Below are 17907 nucleotides of genomic sequence, written 5' to 3'. Positions count from 1 at the left end.
TCGTAAAGGATTGCAAAAATAATGAAATGTTATATTATAACATTAATCCAGATTACTGAATTTGAGCTTCGGTCATGTCCTTCCCTAAGAATCTAATAACATTGTCAATTTTTGCTGTAGTTGCGCCTACAGTATTTGCAGAGCAATCCTCATCTTCTATCCCGGTTCAGACCATGGACACGATTCAGGTGCAAGCTCATCCATTGGTGCAGACTGCGGCGGATTTCGCGGTTGCAGATCAGGTCGTGGATCAGAAAGCGCTATCTGAACGTGCCACCACCATTGGTGATGCCTTGGCAGATGAGCTTGGTGTTTATTCTAATCAATATGGTTCAGGCTCAAGCCGTCCGGTGATTCGGGGTCAAGATGGTCCACGTGTGAAAGTGTTGCAGCATGCGTCTGAAACAGCGGATGTATCCACTTTGTCTCCTGACCATGCTGTCACCGTTGATCCGATTCTGGCGAAACAGGTCGAAGTGATTCGCGGTCCATCGACCTTGCTTTATGGTGCCGGTACAGTTGGTGGGTTGGTGAATGTCACTGATCAAAAAATCCCAACTCAAATGCCTGAAGATGGTTTGGAAGGTACAGTCGGCCTGCGTTATAACAGCGGCAGTGATGAAAAACTGGCAAGTGCTGGTGTAACAGCGGGTATTGGTGAAAACTTTGCTTTGCGTGTAGAAGGCTCAAAGCGTAACGCCAATGATTATATTGCACCTGATTATTTTCATGAGCATGATGACGAATTAGAAAAAGAACGTCGTGTGGGCAATACTTTTGCTGAAGGGCAAACGGTCAATATTGGCGGATCATGGATTCATGATCGTGGTTTTGTTGGTTTGTCTTATAGTAACCGTCAGGATCAGTATGGTTTGCCAGGTCATAGTCATGAATATCATGGCTGTGAAATTCATGGCGATCATTTTCACTGTCCAAAACCGGGTGAAGATGAGCACGATCATGAAGAAACCGCGGGTCCTTGGGTAGATTTAAAGTCTGAGCGTTATGATGTCCGTACCGAACTTGAACAGCCTTTTGCCGGTTTTGAAAAGTTACGTGCGCATGCCAGCTTTACCGATTATGAACATGATGAACTGGAAGAAAATGCAGTCATCAGTAACTTTAAAAGCAAGGGTTATGATGCACGTTTAGAGTTGGTGCATGTGCCAGTTGCAGGCTGGGAAGGGGTAATTGGTACTCAATATAGCCAACAAAAGATTGATCTTTCAGGTCAATTGGAGCCACATGATGATCATTTCCATGAGGCTGTCGTGATGCCTGATACCAAAACTGAAAAATACAGTTTATTTGGGTTAGAGCATAAGCAACTTGGCGACGTGCATGTTGAGTTGGGCGCACGCGTTGAGCATCAAAAAGTGGATGTCGACTCTCGGCGTAAAAAAGATTATTCCGATACAGGTGTATCTGCATCCGCGGCTGCCAATTGGGAATTTGCACCAAACTATAAGCTTTCTGTAGTGGGTTCACATCAACAACGTTTGCCACTTGCTCAGGAACTCTATGCAGACGGGATTCACTTCGCAACTAATACTTATGAGCGAGGGAATGAAGATCTGGATGTCGAGAAATCAAATAATCTTGAATTAGGTCTGCATTATGAAGGCGATAAACTCGATTATCACGTGCATGTCTATCACAACTGGTTTGATAACTATATTTATGGTTCAACTACAGATAGTGAAGGTGACTTCCGCTTGGTCGACTATACCCAAGACAAAGCCAGATTCTATGGTACAGAAGCACAAGCCGGTTATCAGATCAATGATATGTATAAGCTCAGCGTCTTTGGGGACTATGTGCGTGGCAAGATTGAAGCTGAGAATGCACCACGTGTACCTGCAGGTCGTTTAGGAACAAAAGTTGAAGCAGACTTTGCCGATGGTTGGTCAGGTCTGGCTGAATATTATCATGTCTTTAATCAGGACAAGATCGCCAGCTATGAAGATGAAACCCAGGGCTACAATATGGTGAATGTTGGCTTAAGCTATGCCAATAGCCTTGCAGATAACAATGCTTATCGGGTTTATTTCAAGGCCAATAACCTGCTTGATGATCAGGTATATTCACATACTTCCTTCCTGTCTAATATTCCGCAGGTGGGTCGCAACTTTACTGTTGGCGTGCAGTATGATTTCTAACAGGTCTACTGAAATAATCGACCAAATCATCTAGATCTCACCGAAATCTACTTGAAAAATCATAAGATAAAACCTAGCCTGAGTATATTGGGTTAGGTTTTTTCTTATGCGTATCTTTCAACGAATTCACAATAAATTGAACTGGTCGAATCGCCGTTATGCGACTTTGATCATTAGTGTGCTGGCCGTAGGTTATCTGGCTTCGGCAATCTACCACACGTATAAGCCTTTGCCGGAAGGTCTGAATTACACGGGCAAACTGCGTCATGCCGAAGTCAAGTTTCTGGCCGATCAGACTTATCTGGATGCCGAAGGAAAACAGCATTTAGATCATCGCATTTTTAATGAAATGCTGAAAATGATTGAAGAGGCCAAATCGCTGATTGTGCTGGACATGTTTTTATTTAATCAGCAAACCGGTGCATCTACGCAGCAGCATCAGGCACTGAGTCAACAGCTGAGTGATGCTTTAATCAATAAGCGCCTGCTGCAGCCTGAGGTGGAAATCAAGTTTATTACCGATCCGATCAATTCAGTTTATGGCGGGATTAGATCCGAGCAGTATCGGGAGTTGCGTCAGCACGGTATTGATGTGATTGAAACCAATCTGACGCCATTGCGGGCTTCCAATCCAAGCTGGTCCGGCTTCTGGTATATTTGTTGCCAGGGCATTGGCAATAATCCGGAAACAGGCTGGTTACCAAACCCGTTTGGAACAGAAAAAATTACCCTGCGCAGTTATTTTGATTTATTTAATTTTAAAGCCAATCATCGTAAAACCATGGTGGTGGATACCGATCAAGGCTGGAAAGCACTGGTCACATCCATGAATCCACATGATGGCAGTTCGCGGCATTCCAATATTGGTTTATTGGTCTGGGGGAGCACAGCTGTGGATATTTTGAAAACAGAACTGTCTGTGGGCATGATGTCACAAGCGAATATGCCAGCCATTGTCGCTGGGGATTTTCAGGCAGACAGTAGCCAGCCACAAGCTCAGGTGCTGACTGAAAAAGCCATTTATGATGCGATTCTGAATCTGATTCAGACCGCGAAAGCCAGTGAACAGATTGATCTGGCAATGTTTTATCTGTCTGAGCGAAAAATTATCAAAAGTCTGATAGCGGCCCATGAACGTGGTGTCAAAGTCCGGATTTTACTCGACCCAAATAAAGATGCCTTTGGCCGTGAAAAGAATGGAATTCCAAATCGGCAGGTGGCTTCAGAATTGCACGAAGCGGGTATAAATGTACGTTGGTGTCATACTCAGGGTGAGCAATGTCATAGCAAGATCCTAATGAAGCGCAATGCTCAGCAAGCTGAAATGATTTTAGGTTCGGCCAATTTTACGGTACGCAATTTGAAAAACTATAATCTGGAAACTAATATGCGCGTGGTGGGTCAGCCTCAGGCCGAAGTCTTCCGGGATGCCCAGCAATATTTTGAGGGTGCATGGTCAAATCTAAATGGCCGTTCGATGAGCGTAGATTACACTCAATATGCAGAAAACTCGTTCTTTAAATATTGGCTGTATCGTTTTATGGAATGGAGCGGCTGGTCGACGTTTTAATTTTAAATCCCTCCTGACCTCCCTTTTTAAAAAGGGAGGAAAGTCCCTCTTTGAAAAAGAGGGAGTTAGGGAGATTTTTTATTATCAGCTTTTTGATTCTGGATTCGGCGGAACCAGCTGATCCAGCTCTTTATCCGTTAATTCATCCAGCTCAGAAATATCGGTTTTAATTTTCCATTGCGCTTCATCATCAACCGGATTTGGTAAACGCGCTTCTAACCAGTCACAAACTACATCGGGTGGGAAATCTGCGTGATTACACTGGATCACCCAAGACAGGAAATCTTTGGCTACACCATTCATATACGGTGGTGGAGATACTGGCAGGAACTGCGTCGGAAGACGTTCATTTTTAGAAATATAATTCAGGACATGTCCCAGCTCTTGCACAGTTTGCCAAGCCAGCGGATGATCGACATTGATCTGAAACTTAAACCACCATGCCTGTTTGCCATCTGAACCATAGCTATCAATCCGTTCTTTCTGAACACTCGGCACTTTAGAAAAATATTCATGTAAACGATCGAAATTTAAATCAGACACAGTATTCAACTCGAAACATTAAAAAAAGTAATTTTAGCATAAAGCAGTAGCTTGCCGACGTGCCTGTCAGATTGAAAATAGGCGAGCGCATTACAAAAAATTGCAGCTCCAGCGAGCTTATCCATATTTTCTGCATCTATTTTGTTTAAAATATAAGCAGATTATTCGGAGGAAGCTCAAATGAGAATCGTACTATCGAGTGCAATATTGGCTGCATTGCTATTAGGAGCTTCTGCACAAAGTATGGCTGGCAATGCTTGGGTGGGTTATGGTGGTGTAGATCGATCCACACCGAATTATCGCAGCGCTCCACGATCTTATGATCCACCACGGCAGTATTATCCGCAACGTCCGCTGCCACCAAGACCACATTACCCGCAACGACCACCATATTGGGGCTATCCACCTGCACAGAGTCAAAGTGGATTAAACATTCAGTATCAGGCACCGACCACTATTTATCAAAATTCGAATAGTTATAGCTGGGTCAATGGTGATCCGAATGTTGCCCGGATTGAAAGTTCGAGATATACGGTAATTACCGATTGGCAGCGTTTAGGGTTACCAGCACCACCGCGTGGCAGCTACTGGATTTATGAAAACGGACGCTATGTGCTGGTGCCGAATCGTTAAACTGCTCTAAACTCTGAACGGATAATTCAGTTATAAACGTCAATAACTCAAAAAGACCAAAATAGTTCCCTCTCCTGTGAGGAGATGAGTAGCAGCACTGCTACGCAAGGGAGAGATTGCTTGAGATAAATCTCCCAAAACCCTAAACGAGGCTTAAGTATTATTTTAAGCTGAAGTGCAAAAAAAGAGGGCTTAAAAGACTATGCCAATTCATCATCTTCTGGACGCGGTGTTTTGCCAAGGGGTAATGGCTTTTCACTATGTTTGTCACGAATCACGGATGGATAAGTCCATGAGGCATAGCGCACCACTAATATCGCAAAGGCCAGAATCAGAATCGAACCGGTAATAATCACCAGATCCATGCTGGCTTTATGCGTGTGTTGAATATCTGCAATCAGCAAACGGGTCAGTGCAGTAATGGCAATATAAATCAGGAAACGTACTGGCATATGGTTGGTTTTGAAATAGATGCCGACCATGGCACCAAGTTCCAGATAAATAAACAACAGAAGAATGTCGTCAATGGTGGCGAACTGTTTCACGGTCAGAATGTCAATGACGGTATGGCCAGCGGACCAGATCACCATACAGCCAATAATAAACAGCGCAATATAATGAAAGCTTTCTACAGCAAGATTGCCAAGACGGTCGAGGAGAGCTTCAAATTTTTCAATTTTCGGACGTGATTTAGACATATTATCCTCCTGATTTTTCATGTGAAATAAAGATAGTTGCAGAATAACGTGCAAAGATCATGCACAGAATGATTGAATGAAAAATAAAGATTAAATTATTTGAACTTTTGCGCTTTTTTTAGACTAAATTGCTATATTGTATGGGTGGTAACATTGAATAAATAGGAGAAAAAAGTGTTAGATAAAATTCAAACAAAAATTAGCCAATTAGAAGCCGGAAAAAAATTAATCCTCGGCGTAGGCATTAAGGCTGAAGATATGCAAAAGGTGGTGGAGCTCTGCGAGTCTTTAGAGTCAGAGGGGAATATCAAAATTGTGAATAAACATTCGAATCCGAAAAGCAATAATCAGACGGATACCTTGCTAATTCAAAAAGTTTAATTGTTGCATTTTCATAAAAAACGCCTGCTGATGCAGGCGTTTTTATTGCAGATTTTTAGCTTAAGCTTGAGTCGTGAAATAATCTTCAGAGAAGTTCATGATGACGTCAGAACCTGATTTCACTTTAGTAATGCGTAATGCCAGTTCAGGCAGAATGCGTTGTACAAAGTAACGTGCCAGAGCGATTTTATTTTGATAGAACTCACCGTCTTTATTTTTCGCTGCATTGGTAATGCGCGCGAACATATAAGAGAAGCTCAACAGACCTACAGCGTGCAGATAGTCAACTGCGGTTGCATTCGGGAAGTCATGGCTTTCTCGTGCTGCTTCCAGAATGTACTGAGTCACCGATTCAACTTCAGTTGCTGCATCCAGTGTGGCATCTTTAATAAAGTTTAGATCCGCATCCAGACTATTGGCAAAGTCACGGATTTCAGAGATATATTCAGAGATATATTCGCCGCCACATTTAATGGTTTTGCGGCCGATCAAGTCTTGTGACTGTACACCGTTGGTGCCTTCATAGATCTGGGAAATACGTAGGTCACGGATACATTGCTCCAAGCCCCATTCACGGATATAGCCATGACCACCGAAGACCATTTGTGCATCTAGGGTCGCCTGGAATGCGGTATCCGTTAAATACGCTTTCGCGATTGGTGTTAATAGCGCAACGCGGTCATTGGCTTTTTTCACCGCTTCAGGATCAGTAGAGAATTTGGTGATATCCAGTTGCTGACCTACATAAACTGCAAAGGCACGCGAAGCTTCGTTATTGGCACGTACATTCAGCAGCATACGGCGTACATCACCATGCACCAGAATGCTATCCGCAGGTTTGCTTGGTGACTGAACGCCAGCCGCACTACGACCCTGTAAACGGTCTGTGGCATATTGCGCAGCGTTTTGATAAGCGAATTCAGAAGCACCTAGGCCTTGAATACCCATCGACAGACGTTCGTAGTTCATCATCACGAACATCGCAGCGAGACCTTCGTTTTCTTTACCAACGAGGTAACCTTTGGCACCGTCAAAGTTCATGACACAAGTCGCAGATGCCTTGATCCCCATCTTGTGTTCGATTGAACCTGGGCCGACCGGATTACGCTCGCCGATAGAACCATCTTCATTGACCAAGAATTTCGGTACGATGAACAGGGAAATACCACGAGAGCCAGCAGGGGCATCTGGGGTTTTCGCTAGAACGAGGTGAATAATATTTTCCGCCAGGTCATGATCACCACCCGTGATGAAAATCTTGGTGCCGCTGATGCTATAAGTGCCGTCTTCGTTACGTTCAGCTTTGGTTTTGATAATACCCAGATCAGTACCGGCATGTGGTTCGGTTAAGCACATGGTGCCTGACCACTCACCCGAATAAATTTTAGGTAAATAGGTTTCTTTTTGTGCTTGTGAAGCATAGCTGTTCAGCGCCATGCCCGCACCAACAGAAAGCAATGGATACAGCATGAAAGACGGGTTGGTGGCAAACAGCATTTCATCAGAAAGTACTGTCAGCATTTTCGGCATTTCCTGGCCGCCCCATTCCATATCTGCGCCCAGACCAATCCAGCCACCTTCTGCATATTGTTTGAACGCTTCTTTAAAGCCAGCAGGTGTGGTCACATTACCATTTTCAATTTTTGCGCCTTCTTCATCGCCGGTACGGTTCAGAGGAAGTATGACGTTTTGAGAAAATTTTGCCATTTCTTCAAGAATCGCTTCTGCTGTCGCAGCATCCAGATGCGCTAGATTTTCATTGGCCTGCCAGAATTGTTCTGCATTGAAGACATCGTTCAGGATGAATTTCATATCGGCAAGTGGCGCGTTATAAATTGGCATGGTGTGTCACCTGTTTATTGTTTGATTAAATGAGTTTTAATCAGTCTAAAACACTCAAAATCTGAATGTTAGACGACTAAAGGTTAATTCTGTAACTCTTTATAAAGAAAAAGGACTGCCTGTTGATTGACCGTCCTTTTTCTGAAATGTAGCTAGTCTGAGACTAACTTAGAATGCAAAGTGTTCCGCATCCAGGTTCATCAATGGCTCTACACCTGTCGCAATCACTTCAACGTGTGAACGAACGCGTGGCAGGATTTTCTTGAAGTAGAAGCGTGCTGTCGTCACTTTGGCATTGTAGAAATCAACCTCAGTGGTGCCCGCAGCCAGTTGCTCCTGAGCAACCAATGCCATACGTGCCCATAGGTAAGCTAGAGTGACATAACCAGAGAAGTAGAGGTAATCGACTGCAGCCGCACCCACTTCTTCAGGGTTTTGCATCGCGCGCATACCAATCTGCATGGTCAGATCGCCCCATTCTTTGTTCAAGGCAGCCAATGGTTCAACGAATTCTTTCATTGCAGCATTGTCTTTGTGCGCTTCAGCAAATTTATGGATGATCTTGGTGAAGTCTTTCAACATTGCACCTTGCGTACCCAATACTTTACGGCCTAACAAGTCTAGTGCCTGAATTTCAGTGGTACCTTCGTACAAGCAGGCGATACGTGTATCACGTACGATCTGCTCCATACCGTGCTCAGAAATAAAGCCGTGACCACCAAATACCTGTACACCGTGTTTCGCAGCTTCAGAACCGGTTTCAGTCAGGAATGCTTTTGCGATTGGTGTTAGCAATGACAGGATGTTGTCTGCAAATTTACGGTCTGCTTCTTCTGCAGCATGTTCAACCACGTCAGCATATTGTGCTAACAGGTAAACCAGTGCACGACCACCTTCTGCATATGCTTTTTGAGTTAAAAGCATGTTACGTACCGCAGGATGCACAATGATTGGATCTGCTTCTTTTTCAGGTGCTTTAGGACCAGAAAGAGAGCGCATTGCCAGACGATCTTTTGCGTATGCAAGCGCGCCTTGGAATGAACCTTCAGATGCTGCAAGACCTTGAACTGCTGTACCGATACGTGCTGTGTTCATGAACGTGAACATGCAGTTCAAGCCGCGGTTTTCAGGTCCAATCAGGAAGCCTTTAGCATTGTCAAAGTTGATGACACAAGTCGCGTTACCATGGATACCCATCTTGTGTTCGATCGAACCACAACGTACGCCGTTACGCTCGCCAATAGAACCGTCAGCATTCAGGTTGAATTTTGGCACGATGAATAATGAGATACCTTTGGTACCTTTCGGTGCACCTGGCAGACGAGCAAGTACGATATGGATAATGTTCTCTGCCATGTCGTGTTCACCAGCAGAGATAAAGATCTTCTCGCCAGAGATTGCGTAGCTACCGTCCGCTTGTGGTTCAGCTTTAGTACGGATAATACCCAAGTCAGAACCCGCATGAGATTCAGTTAAGCACATGGTACCCGTCCATTCACCTGAAACCAGTTTAGGCAGGTAAGCGTCTTTTTGTTCAGCTGAACCATGATGTTCTAAAGTACGAACCGCACCGTGAGACAGGCCAGGGTACATGCCCCATGCCCAGTTCGCAGTACCCACCATTTCAGAAATCGCGATACCTAAAGAGTTCGGTAAGCCTTGACCGCCGTATTGTTCTTCAGCAGAAAGAGAAGGGAAGCCAAGCTCGATGTATTTTTGGTACGCTTCTTTAAAGCCAGTCGGAGTCGTAACAACGCCGTCATTCCAGGTACAGCCTTCACGGTCACCGGTCTGGTTGATCGGAGACAATTCGTTTTCACAGAAGTCGGCCGCAGCTTCTAAGTACTGATCTACCAGCTCACGGCTTACGTTTTCTTGGAATGCAGGGAGATTTGCATAGTGTTGTTCAGCATTTAATAATTCATGCAACACAAATTGCATATCACGTAAAGGCGCTTTGTATTGTGGCATATCGGTTTCCTCAATACTGGTTGAACCAGCGTTATAATCTTAGATGAACTAAAACCTGTCTTCACTGACACGGTTTGGAATGATCTAATCGTGCAACAACTTCCCCTGCGGTACAAGCTTTTCGGGGTGTTTTCTTGGTGACTGTAAAGTCAAAGATTAATCTGCATGACGCATTAAAGGTCTTGAGTATAAAGACTTTAGCCATATTCTGCAGGAAACGAATAGTCAACTGTATGCATGAAAGAGCACGCAATAAAAAAGCACCCGAAGGTGCTAGTCGTGAAGCCTTGATTCCTATGTATTAATAGGTAGAGGCTGTGGGCTGGAAACGGACATGACATTTGCCATTGATAGTTTGTTCGCTCATCTTGATCTGTGCAGCAGTCCCGTCTTTTTTGCCTTGACAGGCTTGCAGCATGGCTCGTTGATGTGCCTGATGTTGAGCGAGGCGCTGATCAAACTGTTTAGTCAATTCTGCACGTTTGGCATCCGTCAAGACTTCACCGTGCATCATGCCTCTACGCATATCAGCACGCATTGGACGATGCTCAGCTTTCATGTCGCGATGGCTTTTCATCTCTTTACGATCTGCTTTAAAGACCATCTTGCAGGTGCCGTCTATGGTTTTATCGCCAGTCTTGATTTGAACGGCCGAGCCCACAGCTTTATTGTCGCAGGCCTGTTGAAGCTGTTTGGCAAACTGCATGCGTTCTGCACGCTTTGCCTTAAACTGCTCACGCTGTTCGGGAGTTAGATGCTGTTTTTTGCCTTCATGATGTTTCATCATGTGGGGATGATCATTGCTTGGCACATTGCTGGTGGATTGACAGGCAGTCAACGCACCCATTGATAAAACACTTGCACTGATTAAAGCTATTTTTGTCATGGTTTGCATTGTATTTATTCCCGTCAAGAAGCTGATTCTATGTCAGATAAAGATTAAACAATAAAGATGAAGAAACAATGAAGAGTTTTTTGCTGCGGTGTTCGCTACAATAATGAATATAGAAGAAAAATTGAGATTTTAGTTTTGAACATTCGCCGTATTCCCATTGCATTACGTCTATTTTTGACCGTGCTGTTGACCACGTTGGTCATTACCACAGTGAGCCTGGGTGTATTGCATCTGAATATGCAGCGTAATTTCGCCCGTTATGTCGCCGATGTCGAAATGCAGAAGCTGGATTATGTGATTGAAAATCTGGCAGATGTCTATGCGGTCTATCAGGACTGGGGCAACGCGATTCAGGCACAGATTCTCCAGATGGAAGGTGAAGCCGCACCAGATGATTATGACCGATTATCACGCTGGTGGTTACGCCGACAGTATGATATTGCCTTACAGCAGCGTTATTTTCAGGAACAGACCCTGGCTCAAGTGGCACCGAGTATGGTGGATCCAGAGCTGCCCCAACGTCAGGTCAATGAAGAAGAATTACGTTTATTAGCATCTAATTTGCCCTCCCAGTTTCAGCCTTTTGAAGGCCTGAAATTCCCGCTCAGTTCCAATCAAAATCTGTTTAGAACTGATCGCAAAAATGGTGAGCAGCCAGCACAGCAACCGACTGGCAAAAAACAGTTTATCCAGATGCCGGACCGTCTCGGCCTCAGTTCACGTCTATCCCTGTATGATGCAAAACGTCGTTTTGTAGTCGGTGAAGCTTCGGATGAGCAGATTTCTTATCGTCCGATTATGGTGAATAATCAGATTGTCGGCTATTTGGGCTTAAAACCGGTTCTGGATCAGGATGATGCGCTCAGTATTAATTTCTTCAGTAACCAAAAGCGTTATTTATTTCTGGTTTATGCACTCAGTATTTTGGCGAGTCTGATAGCTTCCCTGTTATTGGCGACTTATTTCAAAAAACCGATTCAACGTTTGCTCAATGGTACGCGTGCCTTGACTCAGGGAAATTATCAATATCAGGTTAAAGTGAACCGGAATGATGAATTAGGTGATTTATCCAATGAATTAAATGCATTGGCGGTGATTCTGGATCAGCATGAAACCTCACGCCGTCAGTGGGTGGCAGATACCTCACATGAGTTAAAAACGCCACTAGCAGTCTTACAGGCACAGATTGAAGCGATGCAGGACGGAATCCGTAAACCAACGCCTGAACATTTTGCTTCCATGCTGGCTCAGGTGAACAGTCTGAAAAAACTGACCCAAGATCTGGCCGCATTGGCACAGGTCGATGCCCAGCAATTGCAATTCTATTTCTCGACGGTGAATCCGTGGGAGGTTGTGCAGCAGGAACTCATTAACTTCCAGCCGAACTTTGAACAGGCTGAATTAGTGGTTACTGCAGATGGCGAAGGGACTGATTTAAATCTGGATCTGGATCGTTTTAAACAGATTGTGGCGAACTTGCTGAGTAACAGTATTCGCTATACTGAAGCAGGCGGGCAAGTGCATATTCACACCACGCAAGATGATAAAGAATGGACCTTATATGTCGATGATAGTCCGTTTGGTCTGACTGATGAACAACTGGCGCGTATTGGTGAGCGTTTCTACCGTGTCGATGATTCGCGTACCCGGGCGACTGGCGGAACCGGACTGGGTTTGGCATTATCATGTAAAATTACGCAGGCGCTGGGCGGCAGCTTAAGCTTTGCACATTCACCGTTGGGTGGTTTACGATGCAAGCTAAGCTTTCCTAAACAAATGAAACCATAAAGGAAATATATTGATGAAACATGTCATGCTGGTTGAAGATGAAATCGAACTTGCACAGTTGGTGCGAGACTATCTGGAAGCTGCTGGTTTTGAGGTCAGTATGTTTCATGATGGGCAGGAAGCATATAACAGTTTTACCCAGCGTAAACCGAGTCTGATGATTCTGGACTTGATGGTGCCGCGTATGGATGGTCTGACCATTTGCCGTAAGGTACGTGAACAGTCAGACTTGCCGATTATTATGGTAACCGCGCGTACTGAAGAAATTGACCGTGTGTTGGGTCTGAATATGGGTGCAGATGATTATCTCTGTAAACCATTTAGTCCGAAAGAACTGGTTGCACGCGTACAGGCTGTGTTACGTCGTCTGGATCGTAAATCAGAACCGGAAAGCAATGATTTATTCCGTATGGACAAATCACAACAGCGCATCTGGTATCAGCAAAAAGCCTTGAATTTAACGCCGACCGAATTCCGTTTACTGGAGTTATTCCTGGAACATGTTGGGCAGGTCTATTCACGTGCACAATTGCTGGATCATATTAATCCAGACAGTTTTGATGTGGCAGACCGTGTGATTGACAGTCATATCAAGAACTTGCGCCGTAAGATTTCAGATGCGGCTGAAACCGGTAACCGTCATGAGTGGATTCAGGCGGTGTATGGTGTGGGCTACCGTTTTGAATATCCTGAAGATTGATTAAAAAATAAATGTGGATGTTATTATTAACCATCCACATTTATTTAAACTTGTACTTTCAGAAAATATAAATCGTTAATCTGGTCCCATAAAAACTCATAGTCTTGCATGAGTGTAATATCGTTTCCGTAAGGCTTAGGAGTTCTATAACTTAATATCGTTCCTTCTTTGTACGTACTTTTATGCCTGAAATCAAAATCACGGGTATCATCCGAATATTTTATTTGGTTGCAATAGTGGGCATGATCAGTTGCGAGAATGAAATAACAAATGTCGATTCCATTTCTCTTGTAAAGTTCTAAATTTGAAAGATCTTTAAAGACATCGTAACGGTTGTTAGGTTCCCGATGGTTACTTTTCTTAAAGAATTTTAGTTCTATAGCAGCACAAGTTTGATGATCACCATCTTGATAACGAATTAAAATATCAATTCTTGCTCGCTCAGATTGACTCTTAATACTCGTTGTTTTTAAAGGTAAAAATTTTTCAAACTCTAAATGGAATTTGTCGCTTAACCTAAACTCATACAACTGCCCAAGTGTTTTTAAAATATGTCCTAATTCTAATTGGAAAGCACTTTCGTTATGTGTAATTAATCCTCCAAATGCGAGTTTGTGAGTAAGCAGCTTATATGCTGTTTCAATAATTTCATGTGTCAATTTAGTTTGATCAATTTTTTGCATGTTTTTTGAGTCTATTTATTAAGACGAACAACTCACCATCACTTCAGGCACATCACTTGGCAATGGCGCTAAATCTTCAGGCTGTTCCAAATCGGGCTGTTTCAGGTAAGGCTGACTGAGTAATTTAAACAGACGGTCTACTTCAGAAAAATCATCCCGCTCTGCCAGTTCAATGGCTTTCTGTGCCATATGATTCCGCAGAATATAATGCGGATTGGCCAGTTGCATGGCGGCATCCAATTCTTCTATATCCTGGTGTTCACGGATAGATCCATATTGCGCCAGGAATGCTTCAAACTGGCGTCGGTCCAGACAATCATCTTTAAGGGCTTCATAGTCTTTATTTTGCAACCCGATAAAACTCTGGGTATAGTCTAGTTGCTCACTTTGCAAAATTCGCAGAAAGGCCATAGCGCAGTCAAAACTGTCTTTATGGAAACTTGGCAAGCCCATTTTCTGGTTTAAACCATGTTTATAATGTTCCAAGAATGTTGGTTCATAATGCTCCAGACATGCAGCTAAATCCTGTTTCCATTGTTCTTTGTCATAATCTGTAGGGCAGAGCGGGACCAGATTGTTTAACCATTGCCACAAATTCCAATGTCCGATACTTGGCTGCTGCTGATAGGTATAACGCCCTTGATAATCCGAGTGGTTATTGATCCAGTTCGGACGGAAGCGCTCCATAAAGCCATAAGGACCAAAGTCCAAAGTTGAACCGGTAATATTCAGGTTGTCAGTATTCATCACGCCATGTGCAAAACCAACCAGTTGCCATTTGGCAATCATCACCGCAGTGCGCTGAATAACTTTTGTGGCAAAGCTCAGAATCGGCTGTTCGGCTTGCAGGCATTCTGGATAATGCCATTCGATACATTTCTGGGTAAATTCAGCTAGTAGATCTGGCTGATACTGATTGATCCATTCAAAATGGCCGAAACGGATATGACAGTCTGAAGTACGCAACATCATCGCGCCCGGCTCTAGCTTCTCACGCTGAATACCTTGGATTGATGAAGTAAAACCAACTGCATTACTGGATGCTACACCTAAAGCATTTAAGGCATGACCTGCCAGATACTCACGAATGACTGAACGCAGTACTGCACGACCATCGCCCATGCGTGAATAAGGGGTTGCACCAGCACCTTTTAAATGCAGGTCAATGGTCTGATTATTTTTATCCAGAATTTGCGCAATCAACAACCCGCGACCATCTCCCAACTGTCCTGCCCATTGTCCAAACTGATGACCTGCATAGACCATAGCCAAGGGTTCAAATTCAGTAAAAACTTTCTGACCACTACAAATCTCGACCCATTGCGCCTTGTCTTCATCCGACCATTGCAATTGCTCTGCTAAAGCTGCATTAAAATGTCCGGCTTTCGCACCTTTTAACGGCAGCGGAACTTGATGGTGATAGAGGCGGGCGGGCAGTGTTTGATAGCGAGAGTTAAAATACATGGCATCAGTACAGGATTGGAATAAATTTACTATAACAAAGATAGCTGTATAAAACTGTTGTATAAGCGAGAGTTCACGTTATCTTTCGGACATAAAAAAAGCCCCAATCGGGGCTTTAGTGTTCAACAGCTTTTATTGAGAAACTGCAGATTTTTTCAAATTACGAACCAGTAGATTCAAGGTTTGACGATGATGAGAAAGACGCTGTTCAACCAGCTGGAATTCAACTTTCAGCTTGTCATCCATCTGATGGATTTTTTCAGCCATCGATGCTTTCTTGACCTGAATTTCCTGTTCTTTCAGCTTCGCCCAGTCATTTAAAGTTTGGGTAAATGCATCATATTCCTGTGCGATCTTGGTTTTTACCGCCGAGATATCTTCAGAAACATCATGGCCATATACCGCAAGATCCTGTTCAGCATATTTAAACTTCATTGCCAATTCCGCTTTTTTGATATTAAAGCTAGGAATACGGCGCAAGTCTTTAGCTAAACCAAGTTTAGAACAAGTCCAGATTAACCATTTAGTTGGATCGTACTGCCACCATTTCACCCCATTACGATAATCGTACTGGAAAATGTGGTGATAGTTATGATAACCCTCACCCCAAGTTGCAATCGCGAGTACGAAGTTGTCACGTGCAGTATTTTCGTCGGTATAAGGACGATTTCCCCACATGTGGCACAGTGAATTGATGAAGAAAGTCACATGATGGCTCAGGATTAAACGCATTAATCCACCCAACAGCAACACGCCCCAGACATCGCCGACTGCCCAGCCAATCGGAAGTAAAATCGCAGCATGAACAGCAATCACTAAAGGAACGTAGTATTTGTCCTGGAACATCACCACTTTGTCTTTTAACAGGTCTGGCGCATTTTTATAATTGGCTGCACCTGATGGATAATCACGTAACATCCAACCAATATGTGCATACCAGAAGCCTTTATTGATCGAGTACGGGTCTTGATCAACATCATCGACATGACGATGATGAGTACGGTGACCAGATGCCCAGAATAAAATACTGTTCTGTACAGCAAATGTACCCATAATCATCAAGATGATTTTTAATGGTAAAGTGGCTTCATAAGCACGATGTGCCCACAGGCGATGGTATCCTGCTGTAATGCCGAGGCTGCTTACGCCCAGTAAAACAAACATACTGATCCAAGCGGCAGCGCTAAAATCATGGTGATACGCATACAACGGAATCGCGATCAGGGCTACAATCGGTAAAAATACCAATGCAAACACAGCAATCCAGTTGATGGGGGCTTTGGGTAAGGGAGCATTCATCTCCAACAGCACTCCTAGAACCTCGGAAGGTATAACAAAAAGCAGAAACTACTGTTGGTTTTAACAGCAGCCTATCTTGTCCATATTAGCATGTGCCCTCAGGCATCACTAGCATTATTGTACGGTTGTATTGTACTTGTCGGTAACAGAATAAGTAGGGCAGAAGTGACCATTTTGCGAGCGTAGACAGGCTCTGATTTCCGACTAAGTGACTGAGGATTATCACTCTTTCAGAAAATTGAAACCGAATGAATCGGAGGAAAATCATTGTTCATAATTTCTACAATATTATTAGAGAATTTGCAGAATATACGTGTTGGGCAACTTAAGCTCACTTTCAAATAAAATCTGATTAAGGAACATTCACACTTTCATTATTGTATTGTCGAAATGAACTGGATCAAGAAATACCTAGATCAATTAAGGCTAAGAGAGATTATTTTAAGAGAAATTGTTCAGAGTTGTTGCAGCATCAATTTTGGATAATCGGTAATCAGCCCCTGAATGCCCCAGTCTCGCAGCTGTTTAGCTCGGGTCACATCATTCACTGTCCAGACACTGATATTCAACTCGGCAGCCTGCGTGGCTTGAATCAGGTCTTTACTGGCCAGTTCATCCATCCAGCCAATATGACAGCATCCCAGTTCCAGCGCCTGATCAATAGCTTGATGTTTGACATCGGTCTCAATCAATAAACCACGTTTTAAACGTGAGTTTTGCTGTTTAAATGCATCCAGAATTTTGGCATCAAAGCTGGTAATAATGGCTGCCTGCTCATAGCCTTGTAATTGCTGTTCGACTTCAAACGCGATTTTCTCAGCTGCTGCTTCAGATGTTACGCTTTTAATTTCGACTTCAATATGCTCGAAATTTCGAATGACATTTAAGGTTTGATCGAGCAGTGGGGTCGCTTCGATTTTATTCCATTCTGACCAGGCCACTGCGTGATTATATTGGGTAAGATCTTGACGGTTACACTCGTATAGATGCTTCTGCAAACCGGTGGTACGCACAAAGTCATCATCATGCATGATGATTAAGGCATTGTCTTTGAGCTGACGAACATCAAACTCAACGGCGCGAATGCCGATCTCCTGAATATATTGAAAACCGCCCAAGGTATTTTCAGGGGCTTCACCACGTGCACCACGATGACCAATTATGCGCATAAGATGCTCATGAGTGGGAAAGTTAAGTTCATTTTGCGAGGGCTACGTGACAGAAGGATGACACTTTCTATTTTCGTCAGATGCTCTGTAAAATCAAGAGACATCTGACGTG

15 protein-coding genes are annotated in these 17907 nt (G+C 43.7%); 6 read left to right on the top strand and 9 right to left on the bottom strand.

Annotation, left to right across the window (positions count from 1 at the left end; all coding sequences use genetic code 11):
* Positions 1-74: 74 nt before the first annotated feature.
* Positions 75-2159 carry a zinc piracy TonB-dependent receptor ZnuD gene (znuD, locus tag MWG72_RS08790; protein ID WP_247143798.1) on the top strand — a complete coding sequence of 695 codons (2085 nt, stop codon included), beginning with the start codon at positions 75-77 and terminating at the stop codon, positions 2157-2159.
* Between the two features lie 106 nt (positions 2160-2265).
* Entirely contained in the window at positions 2266-3729 is a 1464-nt protein-coding gene (locus MWG72_RS08785; protein WP_247143797.1) for a phospholipase D-like domain-containing protein, read from the top strand.
* Positions 3730-3813: 84 nt separating this feature from the next.
* Here the strand turns inward: MWG72_RS08785 and MWG72_RS08780 are convergent, their stop codons facing one another.
* A complete protein-coding gene (locus tag MWG72_RS08780) occupies positions 3814-4272 on the bottom strand; it encodes a hypothetical protein (RefSeq protein WP_004647495.1) in 459 nt (152 codons plus the stop codon).
* 180 nt (positions 4273-4452) lie between these two features.
* Between MWG72_RS08780 and MWG72_RS08775 the strand changes: the two genes are divergently transcribed.
* Positions 4453-4905 carry an RcnB family protein gene (locus MWG72_RS08775; protein ID WP_180038787.1) on the top strand — a complete coding sequence of 151 codons (453 nt, stop codon included), beginning with the start codon at positions 4453-4455 and terminating at the stop codon, positions 4903-4905.
* 200 nt (positions 4906-5105) lie between these two features.
* Here MWG72_RS08775 and MWG72_RS08770 read toward each other — a convergent pair whose 3' ends face one another.
* Positions 5106-5603, bottom strand: coding sequence for a phosphate-starvation-inducible protein PsiE (locus tag MWG72_RS08770; protein WP_004647497.1), 498 nt, complete (start codon positions 5601-5603; stop codon positions 5106-5108).
* 174 nt (positions 5604-5777) lie between these two features.
* On the opposite strand from MWG72_RS08770, the gene MWG72_RS08765 reads away from it, so the two are divergent.
* On the top strand, positions 5778-5984 hold the full coding sequence (locus MWG72_RS08765; protein ID WP_005261855.1) for a hypothetical protein: 207 nt from the start codon (positions 5778-5780) through the stop codon (positions 5982-5984).
* A 60-nt stretch (positions 5985-6044) separates the two neighbouring features.
* Here the strand turns inward: MWG72_RS08765 and MWG72_RS08760 are convergent, their stop codons facing one another.
* The 3 genes from MWG72_RS08760 to MWG72_RS08750 form a co-directional block, all read right to left on the bottom strand.
* Positions 6045-7826 carry an acyl-CoA dehydrogenase C-terminal domain-containing protein gene (locus MWG72_RS08760; protein WP_247143795.1) on the bottom strand — a complete coding sequence of 594 codons (1782 nt, stop codon included), beginning with the start codon at positions 7824-7826 and terminating at the stop codon, positions 6045-6047.
* 168 nt (positions 7827-7994) lie between these two features.
* Positions 7995-9797 (bottom strand): acyl-CoA dehydrogenase C-terminal domain-containing protein, encoded by a 1803-nt coding sequence (locus MWG72_RS08755; RefSeq protein WP_004278309.1) that lies wholly within the window; start codon positions 9795-9797, stop codon positions 7995-7997.
* Positions 9798-10098: 301 nt separating this feature from the next.
* Positions 10099-10692 (bottom strand): hypothetical protein, encoded by a 594-nt coding sequence (locus MWG72_RS08750; protein ID WP_138743080.1) that lies wholly within the window; start codon positions 10690-10692, stop codon positions 10099-10101.
* A gap of 135 nt (positions 10693-10827) precedes the next feature.
* Between MWG72_RS08750 and baeS the strand changes: the two genes are divergently transcribed.
* Both baeS and MWG72_RS08740 read left to right on the top strand, forming a co-directional pair.
* Positions 10828-12480, top strand: coding sequence for a sensor histidine kinase efflux regulator BaeS (gene baeS, locus MWG72_RS08745; protein WP_247143794.1), 1653 nt, complete (start codon positions 10828-10830; stop codon positions 12478-12480).
* Positions 12481-12493: 13 nt separating this feature from the next.
* Positions 12494-13180, top strand: coding sequence for a response regulator (locus MWG72_RS08740; RefSeq protein ID WP_004278304.1), 687 nt, complete (start codon positions 12494-12496; stop codon positions 13178-13180).
* 44 nt (positions 13181-13224) lie between these two features.
* On the opposite strand, the gene MWG72_RS08735 is transcribed toward MWG72_RS08740, so the two are convergent.
* The 4 genes from MWG72_RS08735 to MWG72_RS08720 form a co-directional block, all read right to left on the bottom strand.
* Positions 13225-13863 carry a hypothetical protein gene (locus MWG72_RS08735; RefSeq protein ID WP_247143793.1) on the bottom strand — a complete coding sequence of 213 codons (639 nt, stop codon included), beginning with the start codon at positions 13861-13863 and terminating at the stop codon, positions 13225-13227.
* A gap of 18 nt (positions 13864-13881) precedes the next feature.
* Positions 13882-15327: a protein adenylyltransferase SelO gene (locus MWG72_RS08730; RefSeq protein WP_004732975.1), complete on the bottom strand. Its 1446-nt coding sequence runs from the start codon at positions 15325-15327 to the stop codon at positions 13882-13884.
* Positions 15328-15459: 132 nt separating this feature from the next.
* Positions 15460-16626 (bottom strand): acyl-CoA desaturase, encoded by a 1167-nt coding sequence (locus MWG72_RS08725; RefSeq protein ID WP_004732973.1) that lies wholly within the window; start codon positions 16624-16626, stop codon positions 15460-15462.
* Positions 16627-17081: 455 nt separating this feature from the next.
* The gene (locus tag MWG72_RS08720) at positions 17082-17795 is read right to left on the bottom strand and encodes a glycerophosphodiester phosphodiesterase (RefSeq protein WP_247143792.1); all 714 of its coding nucleotides are present in this window, start codon (positions 17793-17795) and stop codon (positions 17082-17084) included.
* Positions 17796-17907 lie beyond the last annotated feature (112 nt).

Origin of the sequence: Acinetobacter lwoffii (genome assembly GCF_022967985.1) — a bacterium.
Taxonomy (GTDB): domain Bacteria; phylum Pseudomonadota; class Gammaproteobacteria; order Pseudomonadales; family Moraxellaceae; genus Acinetobacter.
This window is presented reverse-complemented; position numbering and strand designations above follow the sequence as displayed.